Origin of the sequence: Novosphingobium sp. KN65.2 (genome assembly GCF_001368935.1) — a bacterium.
Taxonomy (GTDB): domain Bacteria; phylum Pseudomonadota; class Alphaproteobacteria; order Sphingomonadales; family Sphingomonadaceae; genus Novosphingobium; species Novosphingobium mathurense.
In genome coordinates this window covers 45048-70473 of the sequence record NZ_CCBH010000046.1, presented here as the reverse complement: position 1 = coordinate 70473, position 25426 = coordinate 45048, and the positions used below count along the sequence as shown (strand labels likewise).

Sequence of the window (25426 nt, the reverse complement as noted above, 5' to 3'; positions counted from 1 at the left end):
TGGCGGCTATGGCCGCCCGCCGGCCGTCGATGGCGATGTCCTCTACGGCTTCGAGGTCTGCGTCGATCCCGATTTCCGCCGCCTGCGCATCGGCCAGCGCCTGTATCGCAAGCGTAAGGAACTCTGCCAGCATTTCGAGCTGAAGGGCATCGCCTTTGCCGGTCGCATGCCCGGCTACGCCCGCCGTCGGCGCCAGTATCCCAATCCGGCCGACTACGTGCAGGCCGTGCGCGACAAGAAGGTGCGCGACCAGGTCATCCTGTTCCAGATGAACGAGGGGTACGAACCGCGCGGGATCATGCCGGACTACATTCCGAACGACAAGGAATCCGGCGGCTACGCGGTCCTGATGTACTGGACCAATCCGCTTGCCCCGCGCGATACCGGCAAGGCCGTGCCAGGCCTGAAGGAACGGGTGCCCAGCTCGGTGCGCGTGGCGACCGTCCAGTTCATGATGCGCAAGATCGAGACGATCGACCAGTTCGAGGAACAGGTCGAGTACTGGGTCGACGTTGCATCGGACTACGAATCCGACTTCGTGGTCTTCCCCGAACTGTTCACGCTCGAACTCCTCTCCATCGAGGAGAAGAAGCTGCAGCCGGCGCAGGCAATCGAGAAAGTCGCTACCTATACCGACCGCTTCGTCGAGTTCATGTCGCGCATGGCGGTGAGCTACAACGTCAACATCATCGGCGGTTCGCACCCGACCAAGGTGAAGCGCGAAGGCGGCGGCAGCGAGATCCGCAACATCGGCTATACCTTCCTGCGCGACGGCGCCGTGCATCAATCGGAAAAGCTCCATCCCACGCCCTCGGAGCGCAGGTGGTGGAACATCCAGGGCGGCTATGGCGCCAACGTGATCCCGACCGACTGCGGACCGATCGGGGTGATGATCTGCTACGACAGCGAATTCCCTGAACTGGCGCGCCACCTCGTCAACCAGGGTGCGCTGATGCTGTTCGTGCCGTTCTGCACCGATGAGCGGCGCGGCTTCCTGCGCGCACACTATTGCTGTCAGGCGCGTGCGGTGGAGAACCAGGTCTACGTCATTACCTCGGGCGTCGTCGGCAACCTGCCGAACGTCGAGAACATGGATGTCCACTATGCCGAAAGCGCAATCCTGACGCCGTCGGATTTCCCGTTCTCGCGCGATGGCGTGGCTGCCCATGCCCCGGCCAATACCGAGACCATTGCCATTGCCGATCTATCGCTCGATTCCCTGCTGACGGCGCGTCAGTCGGGAACCGTCCAGAACCTGCGCGACCGTCGCTTCGACCTTTACCGGGTCGAATGGACGCAGCAGCAGGCCTGAGGCCGGGAAACCGCCATGGCCTTGCCAGACCTTCACGCCTTCGGCGCATTGTTCATCGCGCTGGGGATGTTCTACGGCTTTGCCAACGGCAGCTTGCGGGTCGAGATCGTCTCGCTGCTGACGATCGGTGCAATTGCCCTGCTGCTCTACGTCCTGCCGATGCCCGGACAGGACAAGTACGCAGGTCTGGCGCTCGCCTTCGAAGGCTTCGGGCACTACGCGCTGGTGACGATCTGTTCGCTGATGATCCTCGGGCGGGGGCTGGTCGTGACCGGCTCGCTGGATCCTGCGGCGCGGGCGCTGGCCAGGGTATGGCAGTACAACCAGCCGCTTGGGCTGCTGCTGACCGTGGTCATGTGCATGTTCCTGTCGATGATCATCAACGATACTCCGGTGCTCGTGCTGATGATTCCGATCCTGGCGCAATTGGCCGGGCGCGGGGGCATGCCGGCATCGAAGACGCTGATCCCGGTCAATGCCGCCATCCTGATCGGCGGCATGGCGACCACCATCGGCACCTCGACGAACCTGCTGGTCGTCTCGATCGCGCAGGATCTGGGGCTTAGGACGCTCACGGTGTTTCATTTCACGCCGATTGTCCTGTGCGCGATGGTCGTCGCGCTGCCCTATATCTGGCTGGTCATGCCGCGGCTGCTGCCCGACAATACCAAGGCCGTGGCGGTCGAAAGTCGCACCTTCCTTGCCAAGCTGCGGGTCGAGGGCGACTCGCCGATGCGCGGCAAGACCATCGAGGAAGTGCGCGGCAACGTGCCCGCGGGCGTGAGCGTCTGGTTGCCGGCCGGTGCGAACGGCTCGGTCGACCGGCGGGTCATGGCCTCGGGAACGCTGGAAGACCTGCAGGAGGCGGCCCGCAAGCTCTCCGCCAAGCTGGCGCCGACATGGTTGCTGGAGCGCATCCGGTCCAATTCCAGCCGCACCGGCGACGACCTGATGGTTGCCGAGATGATCATCGCGCCCGACAGCCGCCTGATCGGCCTGACGCCCAAGACGGCAGGTTTCGTCGGCGTGGCGCTGCTGGGCATCCACCATGCGCGCCAGCCGTTTCGCGATACCCGCCTGCATTCGCCCGATGCGCCGATGATGGAAGGCGACGTTCTGCTCGTCATGGGCATGGCGGGCGACCTGCGCCGCTTTGCCGAGAGCGACGGCCTGCTGCAGTTGGAAGGCGGGCAGGAGGTGACGCGTTCGACCAAGGCCCCGGTGGCTCTGGCGATCATGGCCGGCGCGGTCGGCCTCGCCAGCGTCGGTCTTGTACCGATCGCGATTTCCTCGCTGGCCGGTGCGATCCTGATGTTCGTGACCGGGTGCGTGCGGTTCGAGAGAGTGGGGCGCGCGCTGTCCGCGCAGGTCATCGTCCTCGTCGCCGCTTCCATTGCGTTGGGCAAGTTCATCCTCGTTTCCGGCGCCGCGGCATGGATGGGCGGCCTGCTGGCAACCGGCCTCCAGTACCTGCCGCCCGCCGGAGTGCTGGCCGCGATCATGGTCTTCGTCACCATGCTCACCAACTTCGCCTCGAACACTGCGGCAGCGGCTGTGGGCACCCCGATCGCCTTCAACATCGCCAGCCAGCTCAACCTGCCGCCAGAGCCGCTGGTGCTGGCGGTGCTGTTCGGCTGCAACCTGTGTTACGCGACCCCGGTCGCCTACCAGACCAACATGATGATCCTGACCGAGGGCGACTACCGTTTCGCGGACTACTTGCGCTCGGGAATCCCTTTGGTGCTGATCATGGTTGCCGCGCTCTCGACGACGCTGGTCTACTGGTACGGGATCTGAGCGAGAGAAAAATCAGCCGTCATCCCCACGCTGGCAGGCAAGACGGCTGTCTCTTCCTAAGATGATTTGCCGGTCAGGATCTGCTCGCGCAGTTCCTCCACCGGGGGCAGCCCCAGCCCGTCCAGCGATTCCACGCCGATGATCGCGTCCTCGCCGAAGCAGTTGGACAGCACGATCGTCTTGGGAACGATGCGCTTGCGGTTCGCCAGCGAATAGAAGGTGCGCACGGTCGGTGCGGCCGGTTCCTCGGGGTTCTGGTCGATCACCATGGCAATGCGTTCCGAACGCAGCAGCACGAAGGAGCCGACCGGGTAGACACCCAGCGCCTCGACGAAGCGGTCCAGCACCTCACCGTCGAACACGTCGCGCATCTCGATCAGTTCCTGCATGGCGTTGGCAGGGTCCGCCGCATGCCCGTTGAGCATGCCCGAGACGATGTGGTCGTATGTGTCGCACACGGCGGCCATGCGCGAGAGCGTGTCGATCTGCGAGCCGGTAAGGTTCTGCGGAAAGCCGGTTCCGTCCAGCCTTTCGTGATGGCGCATGACAGCGTGCAGCACCTCCTCGGGCACTTCCCCGGCCGCTTCGAGCAGGTCCTTGCCGATGTAGGGATGGCGGTGCCAGACGTCGCTCGGGATCGCGCTGATGCCCCCTTCATGCGGGTCAATATTGACGTAGAGCCGGCTCACCCCGACATCGAGCAGCAGTCCGGCCATTCCGGCATTGCGCGTGTCGGCGGGCGAAAGCCTCATCTGGCGGGCCAGCGAGATCATCAGCGCACTGACCGAGAGCATGTGCTGGTAGATCGTCTCGCTTTCCGCCTTGCAGCGCATCAGGCCGGAAAAGGCGTAGGGATTGCGCTGGATCGAAGCATAGATGTCCTCGACCACGGGTGTCACTTCGGCGACGCGCGGCGCCTTGCCGAGGCGCGCTTCCAGGAAGACCTTGGAGATGACCTTGCGGGCCTTGCCCGCGGTCTGTCGGGCCTTGCCGAATTCGCGTGCTACCGGGACCGGACCGGAACGGAACGCCGCGGAATCGCCGCCCGCCGGTCGCGCAATCACAGGCGCAGGACGGGGCATCGTGCGCCGTTCGAATTGCCGGGCCTGCATGGTGCCGTTCGGGCGCGGCGCGGAAGTCACGGTCGCCGTGGCCCTGTCTTCGTTCGCTGGCACGTCGATTCCGCGATCGGTGTCGATGATGATGGCGTCCAGCTTGCTTGCCCGCAGGGTCTCCAGCTTGTCTTCGTCAGCCACGACGAAGCGGGCTTTCCAGAAGGGATGGCTCAGCCAGTTCCCCTGAAAACCGTGAATGAACATGCCCAGTTCGACCTGGGACGTGGAAATTTTCTTTAACGCCATGCGACCGCCAAGTTTTGTCAATGGCGGCAGGTTTGGGCGCATAGCGTTAAGAGAGGTTATGGTTTCTTTGGGTAACGGTCGCTTAACCAACTGTTGCATTGCCTCATGGACAAGCCTCGACCGGCCCTGCAACATAAGGACAACGCGCGATAAATTCGCAAGGGATGCGCGCGTTCGCCGAAGATGCGAAATGCTTAAGGGAGGATGAGGTCTTGATCAGTGCCATCGGTCTTGCAGGAGCCCTGATCCTGCTGATCTGGATGACCGTGCGGGGCGTGAACATCCTCCTTGCCGGGCCGATTGCCGCCGCGATCGTCGCGTGGACGAGCGGACTGGCGTGGCTGCCCCCGCTCGCCGCCGAAGGCGCGCCGGATTTCGCGACCGCCTACATGAAAGGCTTCACCGGCTTCTTCGGCGACTGGTTCCTGATGTTCCTGCTGGGCGCGATCTTCGGCGAAGTCATGGGCGCCAGCGGTGCGGCAGCCAGCGTGGCGCACTGGGTCGTGCGAAAAATCGGCATCCGCCATGCCGTGCTTGCGGTCGTCGCGGCCTGCGCCATCCTCACATACGGGGGCGTGTCGGTCTTCATCGTCGGCTTCGCGGTCTATCCCCTGGCCGTCCACCTGTTCCGCGAGGCTGACATGCCGCGCCGCTTCATCCCCGGCGCGCTGTGCTTCGGATCGGTAACGTTTACGATGACGAGCGCGGGCTCTCCCGAGATCCAGAACCTGATCCCGATGCAGTATCTGGGCACCGACGCCTATGCCGGCTGGCAGGTCAGCCTCGTCGTTGCGGTGCTGATGGCGGGGCTTGGCTATTTCCTGCTCGACCGCATGGTGAAGCGGGCCGTGGCGCGCGGTGAGCGCTTCGAGAGCAGGCCGGGCGACGATACCCGTTCCGCCGACCGGCACTTGCCCCATCCGCTGTTGTGCATCCTGCCGCTTGTCGCGGTTCTCGGCGTCTTCATGCTTTTCCAGTATCCGCAGGCCATAGCCGGTCTGGCGGCGCTGCTGCCCGGCGCGTCGCTGGGCAAATGGGCGCTGGTCGTCGCGCTGGGCGCGGGCACGGCAATCGCGGTCCTGATCGGCCTGCGCTCGCGCGGGGCCATGCCCGCCGCGTTTTCGCGCGGGGCGACCGGGGCGGTGGTGGCGATCACCAATACTTGCGCGGTCGTCGGTTTCGGGGCCGTGGCATCGCTGTCGCCCGCATTTCAGGCGGCGCTCGATGCCGTCCAGCACCTGCCGGGCGATCCGCTGATCGGCGCGGCCATTGCGGTGACCGTGATCGCGGGGCTTACCGGATCTGCTTCGGGCGGCCAGTCGATCGCGCTGCCCTTGCTGGCACCCGGCTATCTGGCCATGGGCGCGGACCCTTCGCAACTCCACCGGACCGTGGCCATCGCCAGCGGCGCGCTCGATAGCCTGCCGCACAACGGCTACGTGGTAACGACGATCCGGGCGATCTGCGGGGAGACCCACCGCGACGCCTATCCCGCCGTGGGGCTGCTGACCGTCGTGGTGCCGACGATCGGCCTTGCCGTCGCGATCGCGCTCTTTGCGATAAGCTGACGGGAACCGGCGGGCAGCCCGCCGGACCCTCGGTATTCCTGCAATCCTAAGGGTGAACTCAGGGCCTGCCCTTATTAACCTTGTTTCGCCGTCGCCGTCCTATCCGATCATGAGCCGGGCGAAGGGTCGCATCTTCCCGGCAGAGAAAAACGGGTCGGAGTTACAGGAATGGATCAGGGTGATCGCGCATCGCGCCAGGCAGAGAGGTTGTCCGTCATGGTCCCTGCCGTCTGCCGCCTGCGCAACGGGTTTCGCGACCAGGTGATGGTCTACGACATTTCCACCGGCGGTTGCCGAATCAAGAGCTGCGCGGTGAACTTGCGGGTCGGCGACATCGTCGTGGTCCGCCCCGAAATGCTCGAAGGACTGGGTGGCGAAGTGCGCTGGGTCATTGGCCGCGAGGCTGGCATCCGCTTCGTCCAGCCACTCTATGCGCCGGTCGTCGAGCACCTGCACCGCAACCACCGCACGTTCCTGACTTCGGTGCGCAATTCGGCTTCGCCGCCACTTCGGATGACTGCCTGAGAGCGGTCTATCGCCCCGAAGTCTGCTGCGCCGCGGCCTTCGGTGCTGCGGCTTTCTCCGCTGCCGCCTTCTGTGCGGCAGCGCGTGCGGCTTCGGCAGCCTGCTGCGAAGGGCTCTGACCGTAGACGCTGACGGTTGCCGTTGGCACCAGTCTCGGGCTTTCCCCGTCCTGCGCCTGTTTCTGCTTTGCCGTGTCCTTCGGCTTCGGCGAGGCGGCGGGGTCGGGCACAAGATGCCGGATATGCACTTCGATCCCGGCATCGGAGAAGAACTTCACCAGCGCGCCAAGGTGTTCCTCGTCGCCACTCGAAACCGTGACCCTGGCCATGCCCCAGCGTTGCAGGGCCCATAGCGCCAGATCGGCGGAAATCGCGCCTTCCGGGTGTTTCATGCCGTTCTCGCCGGAAAGGGCGACTTCCATTTCGGCCTGTGCCGGCGGCACGATCCTGACCGTCCAGCCCTGCGTCTCCTTGCTCGTGGCCTGTTCGGTCGTGCGATAGTCCGCCAGGGTCCAGCCGGGCGCAGGGATCGGCTCGACGTAGACCATGCGCTGGGCGCGGTCGCTCCAGACTGAGCGTGTCGGCAGGCCCACGCTCTGGCGGATGGCATTGAATGGCGGAACGTCTGCAGCGATGCCGGCTGCGGTGCGCTCCATGGCGGCGTCGACCATGGCACGGGTCTGGGCCTGCACGTCGGCGGCCAGGACCTGCTGGAGATTGATCGTCACTTCGTCGCCCAGCGCCTTGTGGATCAGTTCCTCGGCAGATGCCTCGGCGTTGGAGGTATAGCGGCGGGCGATCACCAGGGCGTCCACCGATGGCGCGCTGAATACGCTGGACTTGACGTCGAGCTGGGCGATGGTGACGCCCTTGGTACCGCAGGCCTGCAGGATCGCAGCTCGCGCGGCGGTGCGGATCTTGGCCTCGGTCGACAGCTTCATCAGCGTCATCGACAGCGGCGTGCCGAGCGCGAGGAAGGCCGCGACAAGTATGGTCACGTAGCGGGGCGTCCATTCCACCTTGCCGAACGGGCGAGCGGCCCCGGAAAGGCGCGCGATAAGCGCAAAGGCAAAAGTGATCGCGGCGAGGTTGGTCAGGAACAGCAGCAGCGCGCCCATCGCGAACATCGGCTGGAACACGCCGATGCCATAGCCCACGACGGTCAGTGGCGGCATCAGCGCGGTCGCGATGGCAACGCCGATGGCGGTTCCGCCCTTGCCGATTACCGTCGAATAGCCACCCGCGATCCCGGAGAACAAGGCGACGGCAAGGTCGAGCAGGTTGGGCTCGGTACGCGCGAGGATTTCCGGCGTGGCGTTGCGGATCGGCGAAAGCCAGGTCAGCAGCATGCCGGTGAGAATGCCGATGGCCGCGCCCACCGCCACGACCTTGGCGGCGTCGCGGATGCGGTGGCCGTCGAGCGAGGCGAAGCCGAAGCCCATCGATGCGATCGGGGCCATCAGCGGCGAGACGAGCATTGCGCCGATGACGACTGCGGTCGAGGATTGCAGCAGGCCGAGAGTGGCGATGCCCGCGGCAAGGGCGCACATCAGGATGTAGCCGTTGGTCAGTTCTCCGTCCTTGCGCACGTGCTGGCGCAAGTCGTAGGCCTGATCCGGCGTCAGCTGGGGCAGCAGCACCGCATGGGCAAGGCGCAGGCGCACGAGGTGCACGAAGGCCTCGGCGCGGCGGATCCACATGGGCCGCTTCTTCCACGCGGCTTCCACCTTCTTCGCGAATTCGGCGTTCGGTTCGCGTGCATCGTGGAAGGATCGGCGGTCGGTGCCGGGCGGGTTCGACTGACCCGGCAAAGGGTCATCCGGCATGGCCGTCGGAGTATCGTTCATGGTCAGGCTTTCTGTGCCGGGGCCGTTGCCTGGCGGTTCCTGATGTGGCCGATCAGGCCGGAAATGGTGCTGCCCTGCGCAACAACCGCGAAGAGCACGACGATGTAGGTGACGACCAGCAGTTCGTCACGAATGATCGAGGCGGGGAGGGAAAGCGCGAGCGCGACCGAGATGCCGCCGCGAAGCCCGCCCCAGACCAGCGTGGGAAAGGCCAGCGGGCCCATGTCGATCATCTTCTTCATGGCCGCCAGCGGTACGCCGACCGCGATCATCCGGGCGATAAGCACGATGACGATCGCCCCCAGACCGGCGAGCATGTAGATGTTCTCGAATTCGAGCGCGATGACCTCGAGGCCGATCAGCAGGAACAGCACGGCGTTGAGGATCTCGTCGATCAGAGCCCAGAACTTGATGATGTAGTCGCGCGTCACGTCGCTCATGGCATGGGCGACACCGGCATTGCCGATGATCAGACCGGCGACCGCCATCGCCACCGGCCCACTGACATGGAGCGCCATGGCGATGCTGTAGCCGCCCATGACGACGGCAAGGCTGATCATCGCCTCGATGTTGTACTCGTCGATGGACTTCATCGCGACGTAGCCGATCCAGCCGACCACGAGGCCGAGCACGGCGCCGCCCAGCGCTTCCTGCACGAAGTGGCCGATGGCGAAGGACCAGCTGAAGGTCTCGGCGCCGGTCGCCAGCGAGATCAGGATGGTGAAGACGACGACGCCGATACCGTCGTTGAACAGGCTCTCGCCTGCGACCGTGGCCTGCAGGGTATCGGGCATGGCCGCACGCTTCATCACCGCCATGACCGAGACCGGGTCGGTCGGCGATATCAGCGCGCCGAAGACGAGGCTCCACATGAGGGGCACGGTGAGGCCGAGCAGCATGGTCAGGTAGTGGAAGGCGAAGCCGACGATTGCCGTCGACAGGATTACGCCCACGGTACTGAAGACCAGGATCGGCCAGCGGCCCTTGCGCATGTTCGACCAGCTCACGTGCATCGCACCGGCGAACAGCAGGAACGATAGCATCCCCTCCATCAGCGTGGTGCTGAAGTCGATGTCGTTGAGGAAGCGTCCGAATTTCTCGGCCATGGTGCTGCTGGGCACCAGCTTGTCGTAAGCGACAATCAGCAGCGAGGCGAGCGTGCCCATGACCGTCAGTCCGACGGTCGAGGGCAGCTTGAGAACGCGGTAGTTGAAGTAACCGAGCCCGGCAGCAAGGACGATGAGGATCGCGGCGGCGTCGAACGCGGTCAGGTCATGCATGGACGCGACATTAGCCTGACCTGCAACGATTTCCTAGCTCGGGCGGACAGAATCGGAGAGCGTGGCCGTTCGCGCGCCGCCGCGTCAGCCCAGTTCCAGCCAGATCGAGCCGAAGCCGGGAAGGGCGCCGTCGCCGTCGCCGTTGACGAGCAGCAGCACTTCCCCCTGTGCATGTTCGGGCAAGGCGACCGGCTCTGCGCCCAGGTTGAACAGGCACAGGATACGCGTCTCACCCAGAGTGCGGGTGAAGGACAGCAGGTCGCCCTGCGCCCGGCACGCGGTAAGATCGCCGAACCGTAGCGCGGGATGGGCCTTGCGCAGCGCCAGGAGCTTGCGGGTGAACTGCAGGAGTGCTTCCGGGTCTTGTTCCTGCACGGAGACGGCGCGCGAGAGGTTGCGGGACGAGAGGGGTAGCCAGGGCGTGCCGGTGGTGAACCCGCCTTGCGGGCTTTCGTCCCAGGGCATCGGCGTGCGGGCCCCGTCGCGTGAGAGCGTCAGTGGCCAGTTGGCGATTGCCTCCGGGTCCTGCAGCAGTTCGTAGGGGATGGTGTCCTGTTCGAGGCCCAGTTCCTCGCCCTCGTAGATGATCGCATTGCCGCGCAGGGCGAGCAGCAGGGCCAGCTTGGTGCGGGCGAAACGGGCCATGTCGCCCTCGGCGCACCAGCGCGAAACGGCGCGCGGCGCGTCGTGGTTCTCGAAGGCCCAGCTTGGCCAGCCTGCCGCTTCGTCCGGCCCGTCGGCCCAGCGTTCCAGCGTCGAGGCGACAACATCGGCGCTCAGCAGCGGTGCATAGAGGAAGTCGAAGCCGTAGGCGCTGTTCAGGCGGTCTTCCCCTGCGGTGTAGGCCCGTCGATCCGCCTGCGGTTCATCGCCACCGATCTCGGCCACGGTATGGATCGCGCCGGCGCCATATTCATCGCAAAGCGCGCGCAGCTTGCGCACGAAGTGGACCATGTCGGGGTGCGACTGGCTGTAGGTCTTGAGCTGGAAGTCGAAGGGCCGGGTCCGGACGCGCCCGTCCTCTGGGGCAGGCGGATTGTTGCGCAGCAGTGGATCGTGCATCGCGTGGTTCAGCGCATCGAGGCGGAATCCGTCGACGCCCCGGTCCAGCCAGAACCGTGCGACGTCCAGCACGGCCCGTTGCACTGCCGGTTCATGCATGTTGAGCTGCGGCTGCTCCTTGAGGAACGTGTGCATGTAGTACTGGCGGCGGCGCGCGTCCCAGGTCCAGGCCGGGCCGCCGAATACGGACTGCCAGTTGCTGGGTGGCCCCCCGTCGGGTCGGGGATCGTGCCACACGTACCAGTCGGCCTTGTCGCCATTGCGCGAGGCGCGGCTCTCGGTGAACCAGGGGTGCAGGTCCGATGTATGGGCATAGACCTGGTCGATGATGACCTTGAGCCCCAGACCGTGCGCGCGTTCGACCAGCGCGTCGAAGTCGGCAAGGGTGCCGAAGATCGGGTCGACATCGCAATAGTCGGCCACGTCGTAGCCGAAATCGCGCATCGGAGAGGTGAAGAAGGGCGAGATCCAGATCGCGTCGACGCCCAGCGATGCGACATGGTCGAGCCGCCGGGTGATTCCGGGCAGGTCGCCGATGCCGTCGCCATTCGAATCCTGAAAACTGCGCGGGTAGATCTGGTAGATTACGGCGCCCTTCCACCAAGGCGTCGCAGTAGCGGTCTCGGGCAGGCTCATGCGCACCTTTCGCGGCTGAGGACTCTGCGCGAACATAGATCACCGATTGACGCCGTGCGCAAATTTTTTGCGGCAGTGCACAATGGCACTTGTAGCGGGGCGGGGCTGTGCTAGCCATGTCTTCGGAAGATTGGGATCGAGAGGAGGGTGTCGCCCCCGTATCGGCGATAATCGGTGCCGCATCCTGGCGCCTGAACGGGCGGCCCGGACGGCCTGTTCAGGAGTGCGCCCGTGGCTACTGATCCTGTCCTCGATTCCAAGACCGCCTTCCAGTCGGAGTTCGACGAACATATCGTCCGTGTCCTGCGCCACCGCATCGGCAAGGACGAGAAGGCAGCCAAGAAGCACGACTGGTACAACGCGTCGATCTATGCCCTGCGCGATGCCATCATCGACCGCTGGATCGAATCGACGCGCCGCACTTACGACGCCGGCGACAAGCGCGTGTACTACCTCTCGATGGAGTTCCTGATCGGGCGGTTGCTGCGCGATGCACTGTCCAACATGGGCATGACCCGCGAGATGGAACAGGCACTGCGGGCCCATGGGCTCGATCTTGCCGAACTTGAAGAGCTCGAGCCCGACGCGGCGCTTGGCAACGGTGGCCTCGGGCGCCTTGCCGCCTGCTTCATGGAAAGCCTCGCGACGCTCGACATTCCCGCTTACGGCTACGGCATCCGTTACGTGAACGGCATGTTCCGCCAGCGCATCAGCGACGGCTGGCAGGTCGAGCTGCCCGAGACCTGGCTGGCCCACGGCAATCCCTGGGAATTCGATCGGATGGAGTGTTCCTACCGGATCGGCTTCGGCGGCGAGGTCGTGGCCAATGGCGACCATGTGACCTGGAATCCCGCCGAGGCGGTGGAGGCGACGGCCGTCGATACGCCGGTCGTCGGCTGGCGCGGCAAGCGGGTGAATACCCTGCGCCTGTGGACCGCGAGCCCGCTCGATCCGATCCGGCTCGACGCTTTCAATGCGGGCGACCACTTCGGGGCGCTGGAAGAGCAGGTGCGGGCCGACAGCCTCGTGCGCGTCCTCTATCCGGCGGACCAGACCCCGGCCGGGCAGGAACTGCGCCTGCGACAGGAGTACTTCTTCACCGCGGCATCGGTGCAGGACATCGTGCGCCGGCACATGCAGTACGATGGCGACATCCGTACCTTGCCGGAGAAGGCCGCGATCCAGCTCAACGACACGCACCCATCGGTTGCGGTGGCTGAACTGATGCGCCTGTTCGTCGACGAACACGGGCTGGAGTTCAACGAAGCCTGGGCGCTGTGCCAGAAGACCGTTTCCTACACCAATCACACCCTGCTGCCCGAGGCGCTGGAGTCCTGGCCGCTGCCGCTGTTCGAACGGCTGCTGCCGCGCCACATGCAGATCATCTACGCGATCAACAGCCGCGTCCTGCGCGAGGCGCGCAAGGCAGGTTGCGACGACGCGCAGATCGCGGCCATCTCGCTCATCGACGAGGGCGGTGAGCGGCGCGTGCGCATGGCCAACCTTGCCTTTGCCGGCGCCCATTCGATCAACGGCGTGGCGGCCCTGCATACCGAGCTGATGAAAGAGACGGTCTTCGCCGACCTGCATCGGCTCTATCCGGATCGGATCAACAACAAGACCAATGGCGTCACTCCGCGCCGCTGGCTGCAGCAGTGCAATCCCGGGCTGACCAAGGTCATCCGCGATGCAATCGGCGATGAATTCCTCGACGATGCCGCCAAGCTGGCCGACCTCAATGCGCTGGCCGGCGATGCCGCGTTGGGTGAGCGGATCGCCGAGGTGAAGCGTTCGAACAAGGTCGCACTGTCCGATTACATCAAGCGGACCATGGGCATCCGCCTCGATCCCGATTCGCTGTTCGACGTGCAGATCAAGCGCATCCACGAATACAAGCGCCAGCTGCTCAACCTGGTCGAGACGGTGGCGCTCTACGACCAGATCCGCAGCCATCCCGAACGCGACTGGATCCCGCGCGTGAAGATCTTCGGCGGCAAGGCTGCGCCGAGCTATCACAACGCCAAGCTCGTCATCAAACTGGCTAACGACATCGCCCGCAGGGTCAACGCCGACCCCTCGGTTGGCGGGCTGCTCAAGGTCGTCTTCGTGCCCAACTACAACGTCAGCCTGGCCGAGCGGATCATCCCGGCGGCGGACCTGTCGGAACAGATCTCGACCGCGGGCATGGAAGCCTCGGGCACCGGCAACATGAAATTCGCGCTAAACGGCGCGCTCACCATCGGCACGCTCGACGGCGCCAATGTCGAGATCAGGGACCATGTCGGAGACGACAACATCGTCATTTTCGGCCTCACCGCCGAACAGGTGGCGGAAAAGCGCGCCGACGGGTACAATCCGCGCGAAATCATCGAAGGTTCGCGCGAACTGGGGCAGGCACTCTGCGCGATCGCCTCGGGGGTGTTCTCGCCCGACGATCCGAACCGCTATGCCGGACTTGTCGGCGGCATCTACGACCATGACTGGTTCATGTGCGCGGCCGACTTCGACAGCTATTCCGCGGCCCAGCGCTCGGTCGATGCGCGCTGGGAAGACAAGACGGGCTGGCGCAAAGCGGCGATCCGCAACATCGCCAATGTCGGCTGGTTCTCCTCGGACCGGACCATCGCGGAATATGCCAAAGACATCTGGAAGGTCATGTGAAGCCAACGAAGAGCGCCCTTGAATCCCTTCTTCTAGGTTCTCACGCCGATCCTTTTTCGTTGCTTGGAATGTATTCCGGTCCGACCGGCACTTTCGCCCGGGCGATCCTGCCCGGAGCCGATACGGTCGAGGCTTTCAGTCTCGACGGCAAGGCGCTCGGCGCGCTCGACAAGGTCGATGACCGCTTCCTGTTCGAAGGCAAGCTGCAGGGCGATCCGCAGCCGGTGCGCTATCGCTGCAGCGCCGGTGCGCATGACTGGCTCGTCACCGATCCCTACAGTTTCGGGCCGGTGCTGGGTCCGCTGGACGATCTGCTGATCGCGGAAGGCACTCACCAGCGCCTGTTCGACAAGCTGGGCGCCCACATCATCGATCACCAGGGGGCGAGCGGCGTCCACTTTGCCGTCTGGGCGCCCAACGCCCGGCTCGTGAGCGTGGTCGGCGATTTCAACGACTGGGACCCGGCCCGCCATGTCATGCGCCATCGCAAGGACATCGGCGTCTGGGAGATCTTCATTCCCGACATCGGCGATTATCGCGCCTACAAGTACCACATCGTCGGGGCCGACGGCGCGGTGCAGCCGCTCAAGGCCGATCCGTTTGCCTTCATGGCCGAGATCCGCCCCAAGAGCGCTTCGATGACTGCGCACCCGGCCAAGCTCGACTGGGGAGACGAGGCGCATCGTGCACACTGGGCATCGGTCGATCCGCGCAAGGTGCCGATCTCGATCTACGAGGTCCATGCCGGTTCGTGGCAGCGCGACCAGTGGAATTGGTTTCTCAACTGGGACGAACTGGCCGAACGGCTCATCCCCTATGTCGTCGACATGGGCTTTACCCATATCGAGTTCCTGCCGATCAGCGAGCATCCCTACGATCCCTCGTGGGGCTACCAGACCACCGGCCTGTTTGCGCCGACCGCCCGCTTCGGCGAGCCGGCGGGCTTCGCACGGTTCGTGGACGGTGCGCACCGTGCCGGCATCGGCGTGCTTCTCGACTGGGTTCCGGCGCACTTTCCCACCGACGAACACGGCCTGGTCCGCTTCGACGGCACCGCGCTTTACGAGCACGAGGACCCGAGGCTCGGCTATCATCCGGACTGGAATACGCTGATCTACAATTTCGGGCGGCGCGAAGTCTCCAGCTTCCTCGTCAACAATGCGCTGTTCTGGGCCGAGCGCTACCATGTCGACGGGCTGCGCGTGGATGCCGTCGCCTCGATGCTTTACCGCGATTATTCGCGCAAGGCGGGCGAGTGGATCCCCAATCCGCAGGGCGGGCGGGAGAACTGGGAGGCGGTGGATTTCCTGCGCGCCACCAACCGCGCGCTCTATGGAACGCATCCCGGCTTCATGACCTTCGCCGAAGAATCGACGGCATGGCCCGGCGTGACCCAGCCTGCCTACGATGCCGAGGGTGGGGAGCGGCCCACTTCGCTTGGTTTCGGCTTCAAGTGGAACATGGGCTTCATGCACGACACCCTGCAGTACATGAGCCGCGATTCCGTCCACCGGCGCTACCACCATAAGGACATCACTTTCGGCCTGATGTACGCCTTCAGCGAGAACTTCGTTCTGCCGCTCAGCCATGACGAGGTGGTCCACGGCAAGGGCTCGCTGCTCAACAAGATGAGCGGCGACGACTGGCAGAAATTCGCCAATCTGCGGGCCTACTATGCGCTCATGTGGGGGTATCCAGGCAAGAAGCTGCTGTTCATGGGGCAGGAATTCGCGCAGCGGCGCGAATGGAGCGAGGAGCGCGCACTCGACTGGGAACTGCGCGATGCCCCCGCGCATGAAGGCATCCGCAATCTGGTGAAGGATCTCAATCGCCTCTACCGCCAGAAGCCCGCGCTTCATGCCGGCGATTGCGACGCGGGCTGCTTCGAATGGCTCATTGTCGACGATGCCGAGAATTCGGTCTTCGCCTGGCTGCGCAAGGCGCCGGGCGCGAAGCCGATTGCGGTGATATCGAACATGACCCCGGCGCTGCGCAGCGGATACCGCGTGCCGCTGCCGCACGAGGGCAAGTGGAACGAGATCCTCAACAGCGATTCCGCGCATTACGGCGGATCGGGCAAGGGGAACCTGGGTCAGGTGAAGTCTGAAGGCGGCGCGGCAACGGTGACCTTGCCGCCGCTGGGTACGATCATGCTCGAATATGCGGGCTGAAGCAGGAGAGGGGTGATGAGAAGTCCAATCGGTCAGCCGCTTGCGCGCGATGCCATGGCCTATGTCCTTGCCGGTGGGCGGGGCAGCCGTCTGGCGGAACTGACAGACAATCGCGCCAAGCCTGCGGTCTATTTCGGCGGCAAGACGCGGATCATCGACTTCGCCCTTTCGAACGCGATCAACTCCGGGATACGCCGCATCGGCGTCGCCACGCAGTACAAGGCGCATAGCCTCATCCGCCACATGCAGCGGGCATGGAACTTCATGCGCCCCGAACGCAACGAGAGCTTCGACATACTGCCCGCCAGCCAGCGCATTTCCGAAATGCTGTGGTACGAAGGCACGGCCGATGCGGTATTCCAGAACATCGACATCATTGCCGCGCACGGGCCGAAGTACATGGTCATCCTGGCCGGCGACCATGTCTACAAGATGGACTACGAGCTGATGCTGCAGCAGCACGTCAATTCCGGCGCGGACGTCACTGTCGGCTGTCTTGTCGTGCCGCGCAAGGAAGCGACCGGCTTCGGGGTCATGCACGTTGACAAGGACGATCGCATCACCGCCTTCGTCGAAAAGCCCGCCGATCCGCCGGGCATTCCCGGGCAGGAGGACATGGCGCTCGCCTCCATGGGCATCTATGTTTTCGAGACGGAGTTCCTGTTTGACCAGTTGCGCCGCGATGCCGACGATCCCGATTCCAAGCGCGACTTCGGCGGGGACATCATCCCCTACATCGTCAAGAACGGGAAGGCGCAGGCCCACCGCTTCACCCATTCGTGCATTCGCGCGGCCGAGGAGATCGAGGAATACTGGCGCGACGTCGGTACGGTGGACGCCTATTTCGAGGCCAACCTGGATCTCACCGATACCGTGCCCAAGCTCGACATGTACGATCGCGACTGGCCGATCTGGTCGGACGCGGTGGTCGCCGCGCCCGCCAAGTTCGTCCATGACGAGGAAGGGCGGCGCGGCATGGCGATATCCTCGCTGATCTCCAACGACTGCATCGTCTCGGGCTCGACCGCCCGGCGTTCGCTGCTGTTTACCGGCGTCAAGATGGGCAGCTATTCCAGCGTCGATGAAGCGGTGATCCTGCCCTATTGCAACATCGGCCGCGGGGCGCGATTGAGCCGCGTCATCATCGATTCCGGCGTACGTATCCCTGAAGGGCTGGTAGTCGGCGAAGACCCGGTATTCGATGGCCAGCGCTTCCGCCGCACCGAAAGCGGTGTATGCCTGATTACCAAGTCCATGATCCAGCGACTGGAGAAGTGAACGAGTGCCGTTGAATGTCCTGAGCGTCGCGTCCGAAGCAGTTCCGCTGATCAAGACCGGCGGGCTTGCCGACGTGGCCGGGGCTTTACCCGGTGCGGTAGCCGATCATGGCGCGGCGATGACCACGCTGCTTCCCGGTTATCCGTCCGTGCTCAAGGCGATGCCCCGGGCGCGGCCCGTTCACCAGTGGGATTCGCTTCTCGGCACGCCGGCGCGGCTGCTGTCGGGCAAGATCGGAACCAAGGGCGCGGAATATCCGCTGCTGGTTCTCGACGCGCCGGAGCTCTTCACCCGCGACGGCAGCCCTTACAGCGACATCTCGGGCAAGGATTGGAGCGACAACTGGCGGCGTTTCGCGGCGCTGGGCCGGGCGGCGGCCGATCTTGCCGGTGGCGCCATGGTCAAGCGCGGCAAACCGCAGGGTTTCGACCTCGTCCATGCGCACGACTGGCAGGCAGCGATGACCTGTGCGTACCTGCGCTATGCACCTTATGGCGAGGCGCGCATCCCTTCGGTCGTGACGATTCACAACATGGCCTTTCAGGGCTGGTTCGGCAAAGAGGTTTTCGCGCAGTTGGGCCTGCCGCCCAAGGCCTGGACGATGGACGGGGTCGAGTATCACGGCGGCGTCGGCATGTTGAAGGCGGGCCTCGCCTGCGCCGATGCAGTGACGACAGTCAGCCCGACTTATGCGCGCGAGATCCGTTCCGGCACGTTCGGCATGGGGCTGGAGGGCCTGATCATTGCGCGCGGCCATGCGGTTTCGGGCATCCTCAACGGCATCGATACCGATGTCTGGAATCCGGCTACCGACAAGGCGCTGGCGGCTACCTTCACGGCGCGAACGCTTGAGCGGCGCATGGCGAACAAGCGTGCGCTGGAAGCCGAGTTCGATCTCGATGAGGACGACGGTCCGCTGTTCATCGTCGTCAGCCGACTGACCTGGCAAAAGGGCATGGATGTCCTGCCCGAAGTGCTGGACCATCTCGTCGGCATCGGCGGCAGGCTGGCGCTGCTCGGCTCGGCCGATCCGCATATCGAGCAGCAGCTGTTCGAAGGCGCCGCGCGCCATCCCGGCCGCGTCGGCATTCGCATCGGCTATGACGAGGACCTGTCCCACCGCATGCAGGGCGGCGGCGATGCGATCCTCGTCCCATCGCGGTTCGAACCTTGCGGACTGACCCAGCTCTATGGCCTTGCCTACGGCTGCGTTCCGGTGGTCTCGCGCACCGGCGGTCTGGCCGATACGGTGATCGACGCGAACCCGGCCGCGCTTGCCGCGGGCTGTGCCACCGGCATCCAGCATGACGGCGTGACTTACGATGCCCTCGCCGCTGCGCTGACCCGCACCGTCGATCTCTATCGCCAGCCCGCGGTCTGGCAGAAGATCCAGAAGAACGCGATGAAGTGCGACTTTTCCTGGAAGGCGAGCGGCAAGGCCTATGCCGATCTCTATCGCTCGCTGATGACATGACGCGGCTCGGCGCGACGGTGCAGGACGGGACCACGCGCTTCGCCGTGCGCTCCCCGAAAGCCGAGCGCGTCTGGCTGTGCCTGTTCAACGGCCGCAAGGAAACACGCCACGAAATGGCGCGCGACGGTGACGTCTGGACGCTCGAATTGCCGGGGGACCTGACCGGGACGCGCTATGGCTACCGCGCTGCTGGAGAGTGGGCGCCGGAGCGGGGCCGCTGGTTCGATTCCGCCAAGCTGCTGGTCGATCCCTATGCCGTGGAACTGGACCGCCGCTTCCGACAGGACCGGCGGCTGTCGGCATTCGGCAAGGATACCGCCGCCATCGTTCCCAAGGCGCGCGTTCCCGCGCCGCTCCCGCCCGTCGCGGTCCGGCCGCCGCATTTTGCCGCCGGCGGGCTGATCTACGAAGTCAACGTGCGTGCCTTCACGATGTGCCATCCCGAGGTGCCCCGGCGCCTGCGCGGGACCGTGGCGGCGCTGGCGCATCCGGCCGTGCTGGCGCACCTGAAAAAGCTCCATGTCATGGCTGTCGAACTGATGCCCGTGGTGGCGTGGATCGACGAGCGGCACTTGCCGCCGCTCGGCCTCGTGAACGCCTGGGGCTATAACCCGGTGGCGATGATGGCACTCGATCCCGGTCTGTGCCCCGGCGGCATCACCGAATTGCGCGAGACTGTCGCGGCGCTTCATGCCGAGGGGATCGGCGTCCTGCTCGATCTTGTATTCAACCATACCGGCGAAAGCGATGTCGAGGGCGGGGTGATCTCGCTGCGCGGTCTTGACGATGCAGTCTATGGCCGTGCGCCGGACGGCTCGCTGATCAATGATTCCGGCTGCGGCAATACGCTCGACTTCGCCAATCCCGCCGTCCGCCGTCTCGCGCTCGATGCCATGCGCCACTTCGTCAGCCGGTGCGGTGTCGACGGGTTCCGCTTCGACCTTGCACCCATCCTCGCACGCGGGCCGGGGTTCGATCCCGCCGCGCCGATCTTCACCGAGATCGACGACGACCCGCTGCTGTCGAACCGGGTGCTGATCGCCGAGCCCTGGGACATCGGTCCGGGCGGTTATCAGCTCGCCAATTTTCCGGCGCACTGGCTGGAATGGAACGACCGCTTCCGCGACGACGTCCGCCGCTTCTGGCGCGAGGAAGAGGGTGTGGGCAAGCTGGCGACACGGCTGGCAGGATCGTCCGACATCTTCGGGCCGCACTGGCCTCATTCCGACTGCCGCTCGGTCAACTTCCTCGCCGCGCACGACGGCTTCACGCTGGCGGACACGGTTTCCTACGCGCATCGCCACAATGAGGCCAACGGCGAGCAGAACCGCGACGGGCACGGCGAGAACTTCAGCTGGAACAACGGTGCCGAAGGGCCGACGGACGATCCTCACGTGCTGGCAAGGCGTGCCCATGACCTGCGGGCGCTGCTCGGCACGCTGTTCGCTTCGACCGGGACGATCATGCTGACCGCGGGTGACGAATTCGGCCATAGCCAGCAAGGCAACAACAACGCCTATTGCCAGGACAACGAAATCGGCTGGATCGACTGGGAAAGCCGCGATCTCGGCCTGGAAGATCATGTCGCCCGGCTCTCGCTCGTGCGGGCGAAACGGCGGGCATGGTTCGCGCGCTTTCCCGATACGGTGGAATGGCACAGGCTGGATGGCGTCCCCAAGACCGTCACCGACTGGGAGAATCCGCATAGCGCAGGCTTCGTTTACGAGGCGCGCGAAGAGGACGGCGGCATTCGCGTCGAAGTGCGCCGTCACGATCGCGAAGTGCGCCTCACTGCAATCTGAATCGACCCGATCGGTTACGCCGCGCTTGCCTTCCGCGCGCTTTGCCGCAATGACCCGCTCCCGCCCGGGGGGGGCATCGAGCATCTGGCCACTTGCCAAAAGGCGCTGCTGCGCTGCACAATGGGGTAATCATGCGAATTGCCGTCATCGACGAAAGCGCCGCGCGCGCCTCGATCATCCAGGAAGGGCTGGCCGCTCTCGATGATTGCGAAATCTATGTCCTGACGGAACGTCGGGGCCTGCTGGCCCGGATCGGTGAGATCAATCCCGACATCGTCCTCATGGATCTGGGTAACCCGTCGCGCGACGTACTCGAAGAATATTTCTCGGTGAGCCGGGCGCTTGACCGGCCGATTGCGATGTTCGTCGACGAGGCGGACGACGAATCGATTGCCGCTTCGGTCGAGGCGGGCGTCTCGTCCTATGTCGTCGATGGCCTGGCGCCCAACCGCATCCGTCCGATCCTCGATCTGGCGATCACCCGTTTCAATGCCTTTTCGCGCCTGCAAAACGATCTTGCCGCCGCCAAGGGCAAGCTGGCCGAACGCGAAACCATCGATGCCGCCAAGCGCATTCTCATGAACGGCAGGGGCTTGCCCGAACCAAAGGCCTATGCAGAACTGCGCAAGGCGGCGATGAACCAGGGCAAGCGCATAGTCGATATCGCCGAGGCCATCGTGACGGCCGACCGGCTGATGGGGGATCATTGACGTGAGTACCGAGCTGACCGTCGGCTTCCTGCCTCTGGTGGATGCATGCCTGCCGATCCTGGCGAAGGAACATGGTTTTGCCGAGGAAGAGGGCGTCACGCTCTCGCTGGTGAAGGACATGAGCTGGGCAACCGTTCTCGACCGCCTGCTTTACGGGCACAGCGACGCCGCGCACCTTGTCGCGCCGCTGGCGATTGCCGCGACGCTGGGACGCGGACGTCCGGCACAGTCGCTTTCGGTTCCCTTCGTCCTTGGCCTCAATGGCAATGCCGTTACCTTGCGGCCCGAAATCGCCCGCATGGTTCGCCCCGAAGGGCAGATCGGCGATCCGGCGGAAGTGGGTGCGGCGCTCAAGGTGATCGCAGAGGAACGCAAGGCTGCCGGCAAGCCGCTGACCTTCGGGGTCGTTCATCGCTATTCCAGCCATAACTACATGCTGCGTTACTGGCTGGCGGGTTGCGGCATCCGGCCCGATACCGATGTCGACATCACCACGGTCCCGCCGCCGTTTTGCGCCGATGCGCTCAAGCAGGGGGAAGTCGACGGGATCTGCGTCGGCGAGCCGTGGAACTCCGTTGCGGTCGAGCAGGGCGCCGGTGAAATCGTCCTGTCCACTGCGCAGATCTGGCGGCGCGGCGTGGAAAAGGTGCTGGCCCTGCGCGAGCAGGTTCTCGACGAGAAACGTGAAGGCGTGCAGCGCCTGATCCGTGCCTTGTGCAAGGCGGGGGCGCACTTCGTCGATCCGGTGAACTGGGAACTCAACGCCGAGATTCTCGCGCGGCCCGAATACCTCGACGGTTCGGCCGAACTGATCCGCCGGGCTATCTCCGACCAGTTGCTGATCGCGCGCGGCGGTGCCCTGATCCACTATCCCGATTTCATGTTCCAGTACCGCGAGGCGGCCAACTTCCCGTGGGTCAGCCAGGCGGAGTGGCTCTACACGCAAATGGTGCGCTGGGATAACGTACCCTTCGATGCGAAGGACGCGCAAAGGGCGGCACGCGTGTTCCGCCCCGACGTTTACCGCAGTGCACTGCTCGGCACGGGGGAACCGCTTCCGGGGGCCAGTTCCAAGGTCGAAGGCAGTATCGAGACGTCCATGGTCGTGGGTACGCAGCAGGGCGCTATCCAGTTGGAACCGAACAGGTTTTTCGATGGGAAGGTGTTCGATCCGAGCGATATCGAGGGCTACCTGTCTCGGCTTGCGTAAGCGCAAATTCGTTGTGCGGTGCAAAAAGTCCTTTACGCGAGCCGGGCGAATCGCTTAAACACTAAGTCACGCAGAACGGTCGGCTCCCAAGGACGGGAGCATCGAAAGATCGGCCTGCGGGTATCAGAAATCAGTGGCAACGCAGCCGCCCGATGTAACCCGTTTGGGTTCGCGTCGAGGCGGTTTTTTGCGTTTGCCTGATGAACTTGGGGATTTGTTCGGATGAGCATGAAGCGGGGGTTCGGGTTTACGCGTCGCGCTACGGTTGTCGCGCTGATGGCCAGCGTCGCGCTGGCCGGTTGCGGCAGCAAGGGCGATGCACCGTCGGGTGACGCGGTGAAGGCTGCAGCGGCGCCGGGCGGCGTGGAAAAGCCGGTGCTCAAGCTCGGTTTCATCAAGCTGACCGACATGGCGCCGCTGGCCATTGCCAAGGAGAAGGGCTTCTTCGCCGAGGAGGGCCTCAACGTCACGCTCGAGCCGCAGGCGAACTGGAAGGTCCTGCTCGACGGCGTGATCGGCGGACAGCTTGACGGCGCCCACATGCTGGCCGGTCAGCCGATCGCCGCAACCATCGGATATGGCACCAAGGCCGACCTGATCGCCCCCCTCAGCCTCGACCTCAACGGCAATGCCATCACCGTGTCCAACAAGGTCTGGGACATGGTCAAGCCGAACCTGCCGATGGAAGGCGGCAAGCCCAAGCACCCGATTTCGGCTGCGGTCCTCCAGCCGGTGGTCGCCAGCTTCAAGCAGCAGGGCAAGCCCTTCAACATGGGCATGGTCTTCCCGGTTTCGACCCACAACTACGAACTGCGCTACTGGCTGGCCGCCGGAGGCCTCAACCCCGGTTTCTACACCCCCGGCGATGTCGGTGGCACGGTCGATGCCGACGTCCAGCTCTCGGTCACGCCGCCGCCGCAGATGCCCGCCACGCTCGAGGCCGGTACCATCGAAGGCTATTGCGTGGGCGAACCGTGGAACCAGGCGGCGGTGCAGAAGAAGATCGGCGTGCCGATCATCACCGACAACGAAGTCTGGCATGACAATCCGGAGAAGGTCTTCGGCCTGCGCAAGGATTTCGCCGACAAGTATCCGGGCACGACCGCAGCCATGCTTCGTGCGATCATCAAGGCGCAGCAGTGGCTCGATGCCGATGGCGGCAAGAACCGCGCCGAGGCCGTGAAGATCCTCTCGCAGCCCAACTATGTGGGCGCCGACGAGAAGGTCATTGCCGCATCGATGACCGGCAAGTTCACGTTCGAGCCGGGCGACACCCGCGATGCGCCGGGCTTCAATATCTTCTTCGACAAGAACGCGGGCTATCCGTTCTATTCCGATGCGATCTGGTACCTGACGCAAATGCGCCGCTGGGGCCAGATTCCCGAGGATCACGATGACCAGTGGTACATCGATCAGGCCAAGGCCGTCTATCGTCCCGACCTGTATCTCGCAGCGGCCAGGGGCCTTGCAGAGAAGGGCGTGATCCCCGCCGATGCTATCCCCGAAACCGACGGTTTCAAGCCGGTCGACAACGGCTTCATGGATCACATCCCTTACGACGGCCACAAGCCGAACGGGTATATCCAGTCGCTCAAGATCGGTCTGAAGAAGGGCCAGAAGGTGACGGCTTCCGGCGTGACCGGCAGCTGACACCCGAGCTAATCCGAGGAGAATTTCGATGGCAACCGCCTTTGCCGATATGGAGCCGAAGGAAATGGCTCAGGCCCAGTCGGAGAATCCCGTGGCCGATACCGCAACCGCAAGGGCTGCGTCCGAAAGCAAGGCCGAAAAGGCCGCGCCGCCGGCCGCTCTCGGCAAAGTGCAGGACGTCATTGCGAAACTCGGCAAGGGGCTGATTGCCCCGATCCTCGGGATTGCTGCATTCCTTGCCATCTGGGCGGCTCTCGCCCCGCAGGTCGACACCTCGCTCGGCGCGCTTCCTGGCCCCTTGGAAGTCGCCGAGCAGGGTGTTGCCCTGTACGATGAATGGCATGCTGCGAACGTGGCCAAGGCCGAGTTCTATGAAGCCCAGGATGCCCGCATGGCGGCGGGCACACAGGCGATGGCCTTCGACTATGCCGGTCCGCCGACTTTCCTCGATCAGGTCCTGACCTCGCTCAAGACGGTCGCGCTCGGGTTCATCCTGGCGACCGTGTTCGCGGTGCCCATCGGCCTTGCCGCGGGCCTATCGCCGATGTTCAATGCCGCGATCAACCCGCTGGTGCAGATCATGAAGCCGGTCAGCCCGCTTGCTTGGCTGCCGATCGTGACCATGGTCGTCTCGGCCACGGTTTCCAGCGCCGATCCGATGCTGGCCAAGAGCTTCGTCATTTCGGCCATCGTCGTGATGCTCTGCTCGCTGTGGCCGACGCTGATCAATACCGCGATCGGCACCGCCTCGATCGACAAGGACCTGCTCAACGTGGGCCGCGTGCTCAAGCTCGGCTGGTTCGCGAAGCTGACGCGCCTCGTCTTGCCCAGTTCGCTGCCCTATATCTTCACCGGTATGCGCCTGTCGCTGGGTGTGGGCTGGATGGTGCTGATCGCCGCGGAAATGCTCGCCCAGAACCCCGGTCTCGGCAAGTTCGTGTGGGACGAGTTCCAGAACGGTTCCAGCCAGTCGCTCGCCCGGATCATGTTCGCGGTGATCGTGATCGGCCTGATCGGCTTCCTGCTCGACCGGATCATGATGATGCTTCAGTCCTTCGCCAACCGCAACCACACGATCTGATC

17 protein-coding genes are annotated in these 25426 nt (G+C 64.6%); 13 read left to right on the top strand and 4 right to left on the bottom strand.

Annotation, left to right across the window (positions count from 1 at the left end; translation table 11 throughout):
- Together SPHV1_RS01705 and SPHV1_RS01700 are read left to right on the top strand one after the other, a co-directional pair.
- The coding region (locus SPHV1_RS01705) for a carbon-nitrogen hydrolase family protein (protein WP_054944386.1) at positions 1-1312 on the top strand (1312 nt) is incomplete at its 5' end.
- A 15-nt stretch (positions 1313-1327) separates the two neighbouring features.
- A complete protein-coding gene (locus SPHV1_RS01700; RefSeq protein WP_054944385.1) occupies positions 1328-3109 on the top strand; it encodes an SLC13 family permease in 1782 nt (593 codons plus the stop codon).
- A 56-nt stretch (positions 3110-3165) separates the two neighbouring features.
- Here the strand turns inward: SPHV1_RS01700 and SPHV1_RS01695 are convergent, their stop codons facing one another.
- The gene (locus SPHV1_RS01695) at positions 3166-4470 is read right to left on the bottom strand and encodes an HD-GYP domain-containing protein (RefSeq protein WP_156367195.1); all 1305 of its coding nucleotides are present in this window, start codon (positions 4468-4470) and stop codon (positions 3166-3168) included.
- Positions 4471-4682: 212 nt separating this feature from the next.
- On the opposite strand from SPHV1_RS01695, the gene SPHV1_RS01690 reads away from it, so the two are divergent.
- Positions 4683-6038, top strand: a complete 1356-nt coding sequence (locus tag SPHV1_RS01690) for a GntP family permease (RefSeq protein WP_054944394.1) — start codon at positions 4683-4685, stop codon at positions 6036-6038.
- A 168-nt stretch (positions 6039-6206) separates the two neighbouring features.
- Positions 6207-6563, top strand: a complete 357-nt coding sequence (locus SPHV1_RS01685; RefSeq protein ID WP_054944383.1) for a PilZ domain-containing protein — start codon at positions 6207-6209, stop codon at positions 6561-6563.
- A gap of 7 nt (positions 6564-6570) precedes the next feature.
- On the opposite strand, the gene SPHV1_RS01680 is transcribed toward SPHV1_RS01685, so the two are convergent.
- The 3 genes from SPHV1_RS01680 to SPHV1_RS01670 all read right to left on the bottom strand — a co-directional run bounded on the left by SPHV1_RS01680 (position 6571) and on the right by SPHV1_RS01670 (position 11387).
- On the bottom strand, positions 6571-8409 hold the full coding sequence (locus SPHV1_RS01680; RefSeq protein WP_054944382.1) for a DUF389 domain-containing protein: 1839 nt from the start codon (positions 8407-8409) through the stop codon (positions 6571-6573).
- A 2-nt stretch (positions 8410-8411) separates the two neighbouring features.
- Positions 8412-9689, bottom strand: a complete 1278-nt coding sequence (locus SPHV1_RS01675) for a sodium:proton antiporter (protein WP_054944381.1) — start codon at positions 9687-9689, stop codon at positions 8412-8414.
- An 84-nt stretch (positions 9690-9773) separates the two neighbouring features.
- Positions 9774-11387 (bottom strand): alpha-amylase family glycosyl hydrolase, encoded by a 1614-nt coding sequence (locus SPHV1_RS01670; RefSeq protein WP_054944393.1) that lies wholly within the window; start codon positions 11385-11387, stop codon positions 9774-9776.
- A 231-nt stretch (positions 11388-11618) separates the two neighbouring features.
- Between SPHV1_RS01670 and SPHV1_RS01665 the strand changes: the two genes are divergently transcribed.
- From SPHV1_RS01665 to SPHV1_RS01625, 9 genes are all read left to right on the top strand, one after another.
- Positions 11619-14048: a glycogen/starch/alpha-glucan phosphorylase gene (locus SPHV1_RS01665; protein ID WP_054944380.1), complete on the top strand. Its 2430-nt coding sequence runs from the start codon at positions 11619-11621 to the stop codon at positions 14046-14048.
- A complete protein-coding gene (glgB, locus tag SPHV1_RS01660) occupies positions 14045-16219 on the top strand; it encodes a 1,4-alpha-glucan branching protein GlgB (protein ID WP_054944379.1) in 2175 nt (724 codons plus the stop codon). Before SPHV1_RS01665 ends, glgB begins: the two co-directional genes overlap by 4 nt.
- Positions 16220-16234: 15 nt before the next feature.
- Positions 16235-17497 carry a glucose-1-phosphate adenylyltransferase gene (gene glgC / locus SPHV1_RS01655; protein ID WP_082430722.1) on the top strand — a complete coding sequence of 421 codons (1263 nt, stop codon included), beginning with the start codon at positions 16235-16237 and terminating at the stop codon, positions 17495-17497.
- A gap of 4 nt (positions 17498-17501) precedes the next feature.
- Positions 17502-18971: a glycogen synthase GlgA gene (gene glgA / locus SPHV1_RS01650; RefSeq protein WP_054944378.1), complete on the top strand. Its 1470-nt coding sequence runs from the start codon at positions 17502-17504 to the stop codon at positions 18969-18971.
- Entirely contained in the window at positions 18968-20773 is a 1806-nt protein-coding gene (gene glgX / locus SPHV1_RS01645; protein ID WP_054944377.1) for a glycogen debranching protein GlgX, read from the top strand. Before glgA ends, glgX begins: the two co-directional genes overlap by 4 nt.
- A 131-nt stretch (positions 20774-20904) precedes the next feature.
- Positions 20905-21483: an ANTAR domain-containing response regulator gene (locus tag SPHV1_RS01640; protein ID WP_054944376.1), complete on the top strand. Its 579-nt coding sequence runs from the start codon at positions 20905-20907 to the stop codon at positions 21481-21483.
- Between the two features lies 1 nt (position 21484).
- Positions 21485-22693 carry a CmpA/NrtA family ABC transporter substrate-binding protein gene (locus tag SPHV1_RS01635; RefSeq protein WP_054944375.1) on the top strand — a complete coding sequence of 403 codons (1209 nt, stop codon included), beginning with the start codon at positions 21485-21487 and terminating at the stop codon, positions 22691-22693.
- A gap of 222 nt (positions 22694-22915) precedes the next feature.
- Positions 22916-24343 (top strand): CmpA/NrtA family ABC transporter substrate-binding protein, encoded by a 1428-nt coding sequence (locus tag SPHV1_RS01630; protein ID WP_231634389.1) that lies wholly within the window; start codon positions 22916-22918, stop codon positions 24341-24343.
- A 28-nt stretch (positions 24344-24371) separates the two neighbouring features.
- Positions 24372-25424, top strand: coding sequence for an ABC transporter permease (locus SPHV1_RS01625; protein ID WP_054944374.1), 1053 nt, complete (start codon positions 24372-24374; stop codon positions 25422-25424).
- The last annotated feature ends 2 nt before the right edge of the window (positions 25425-25426 follow it).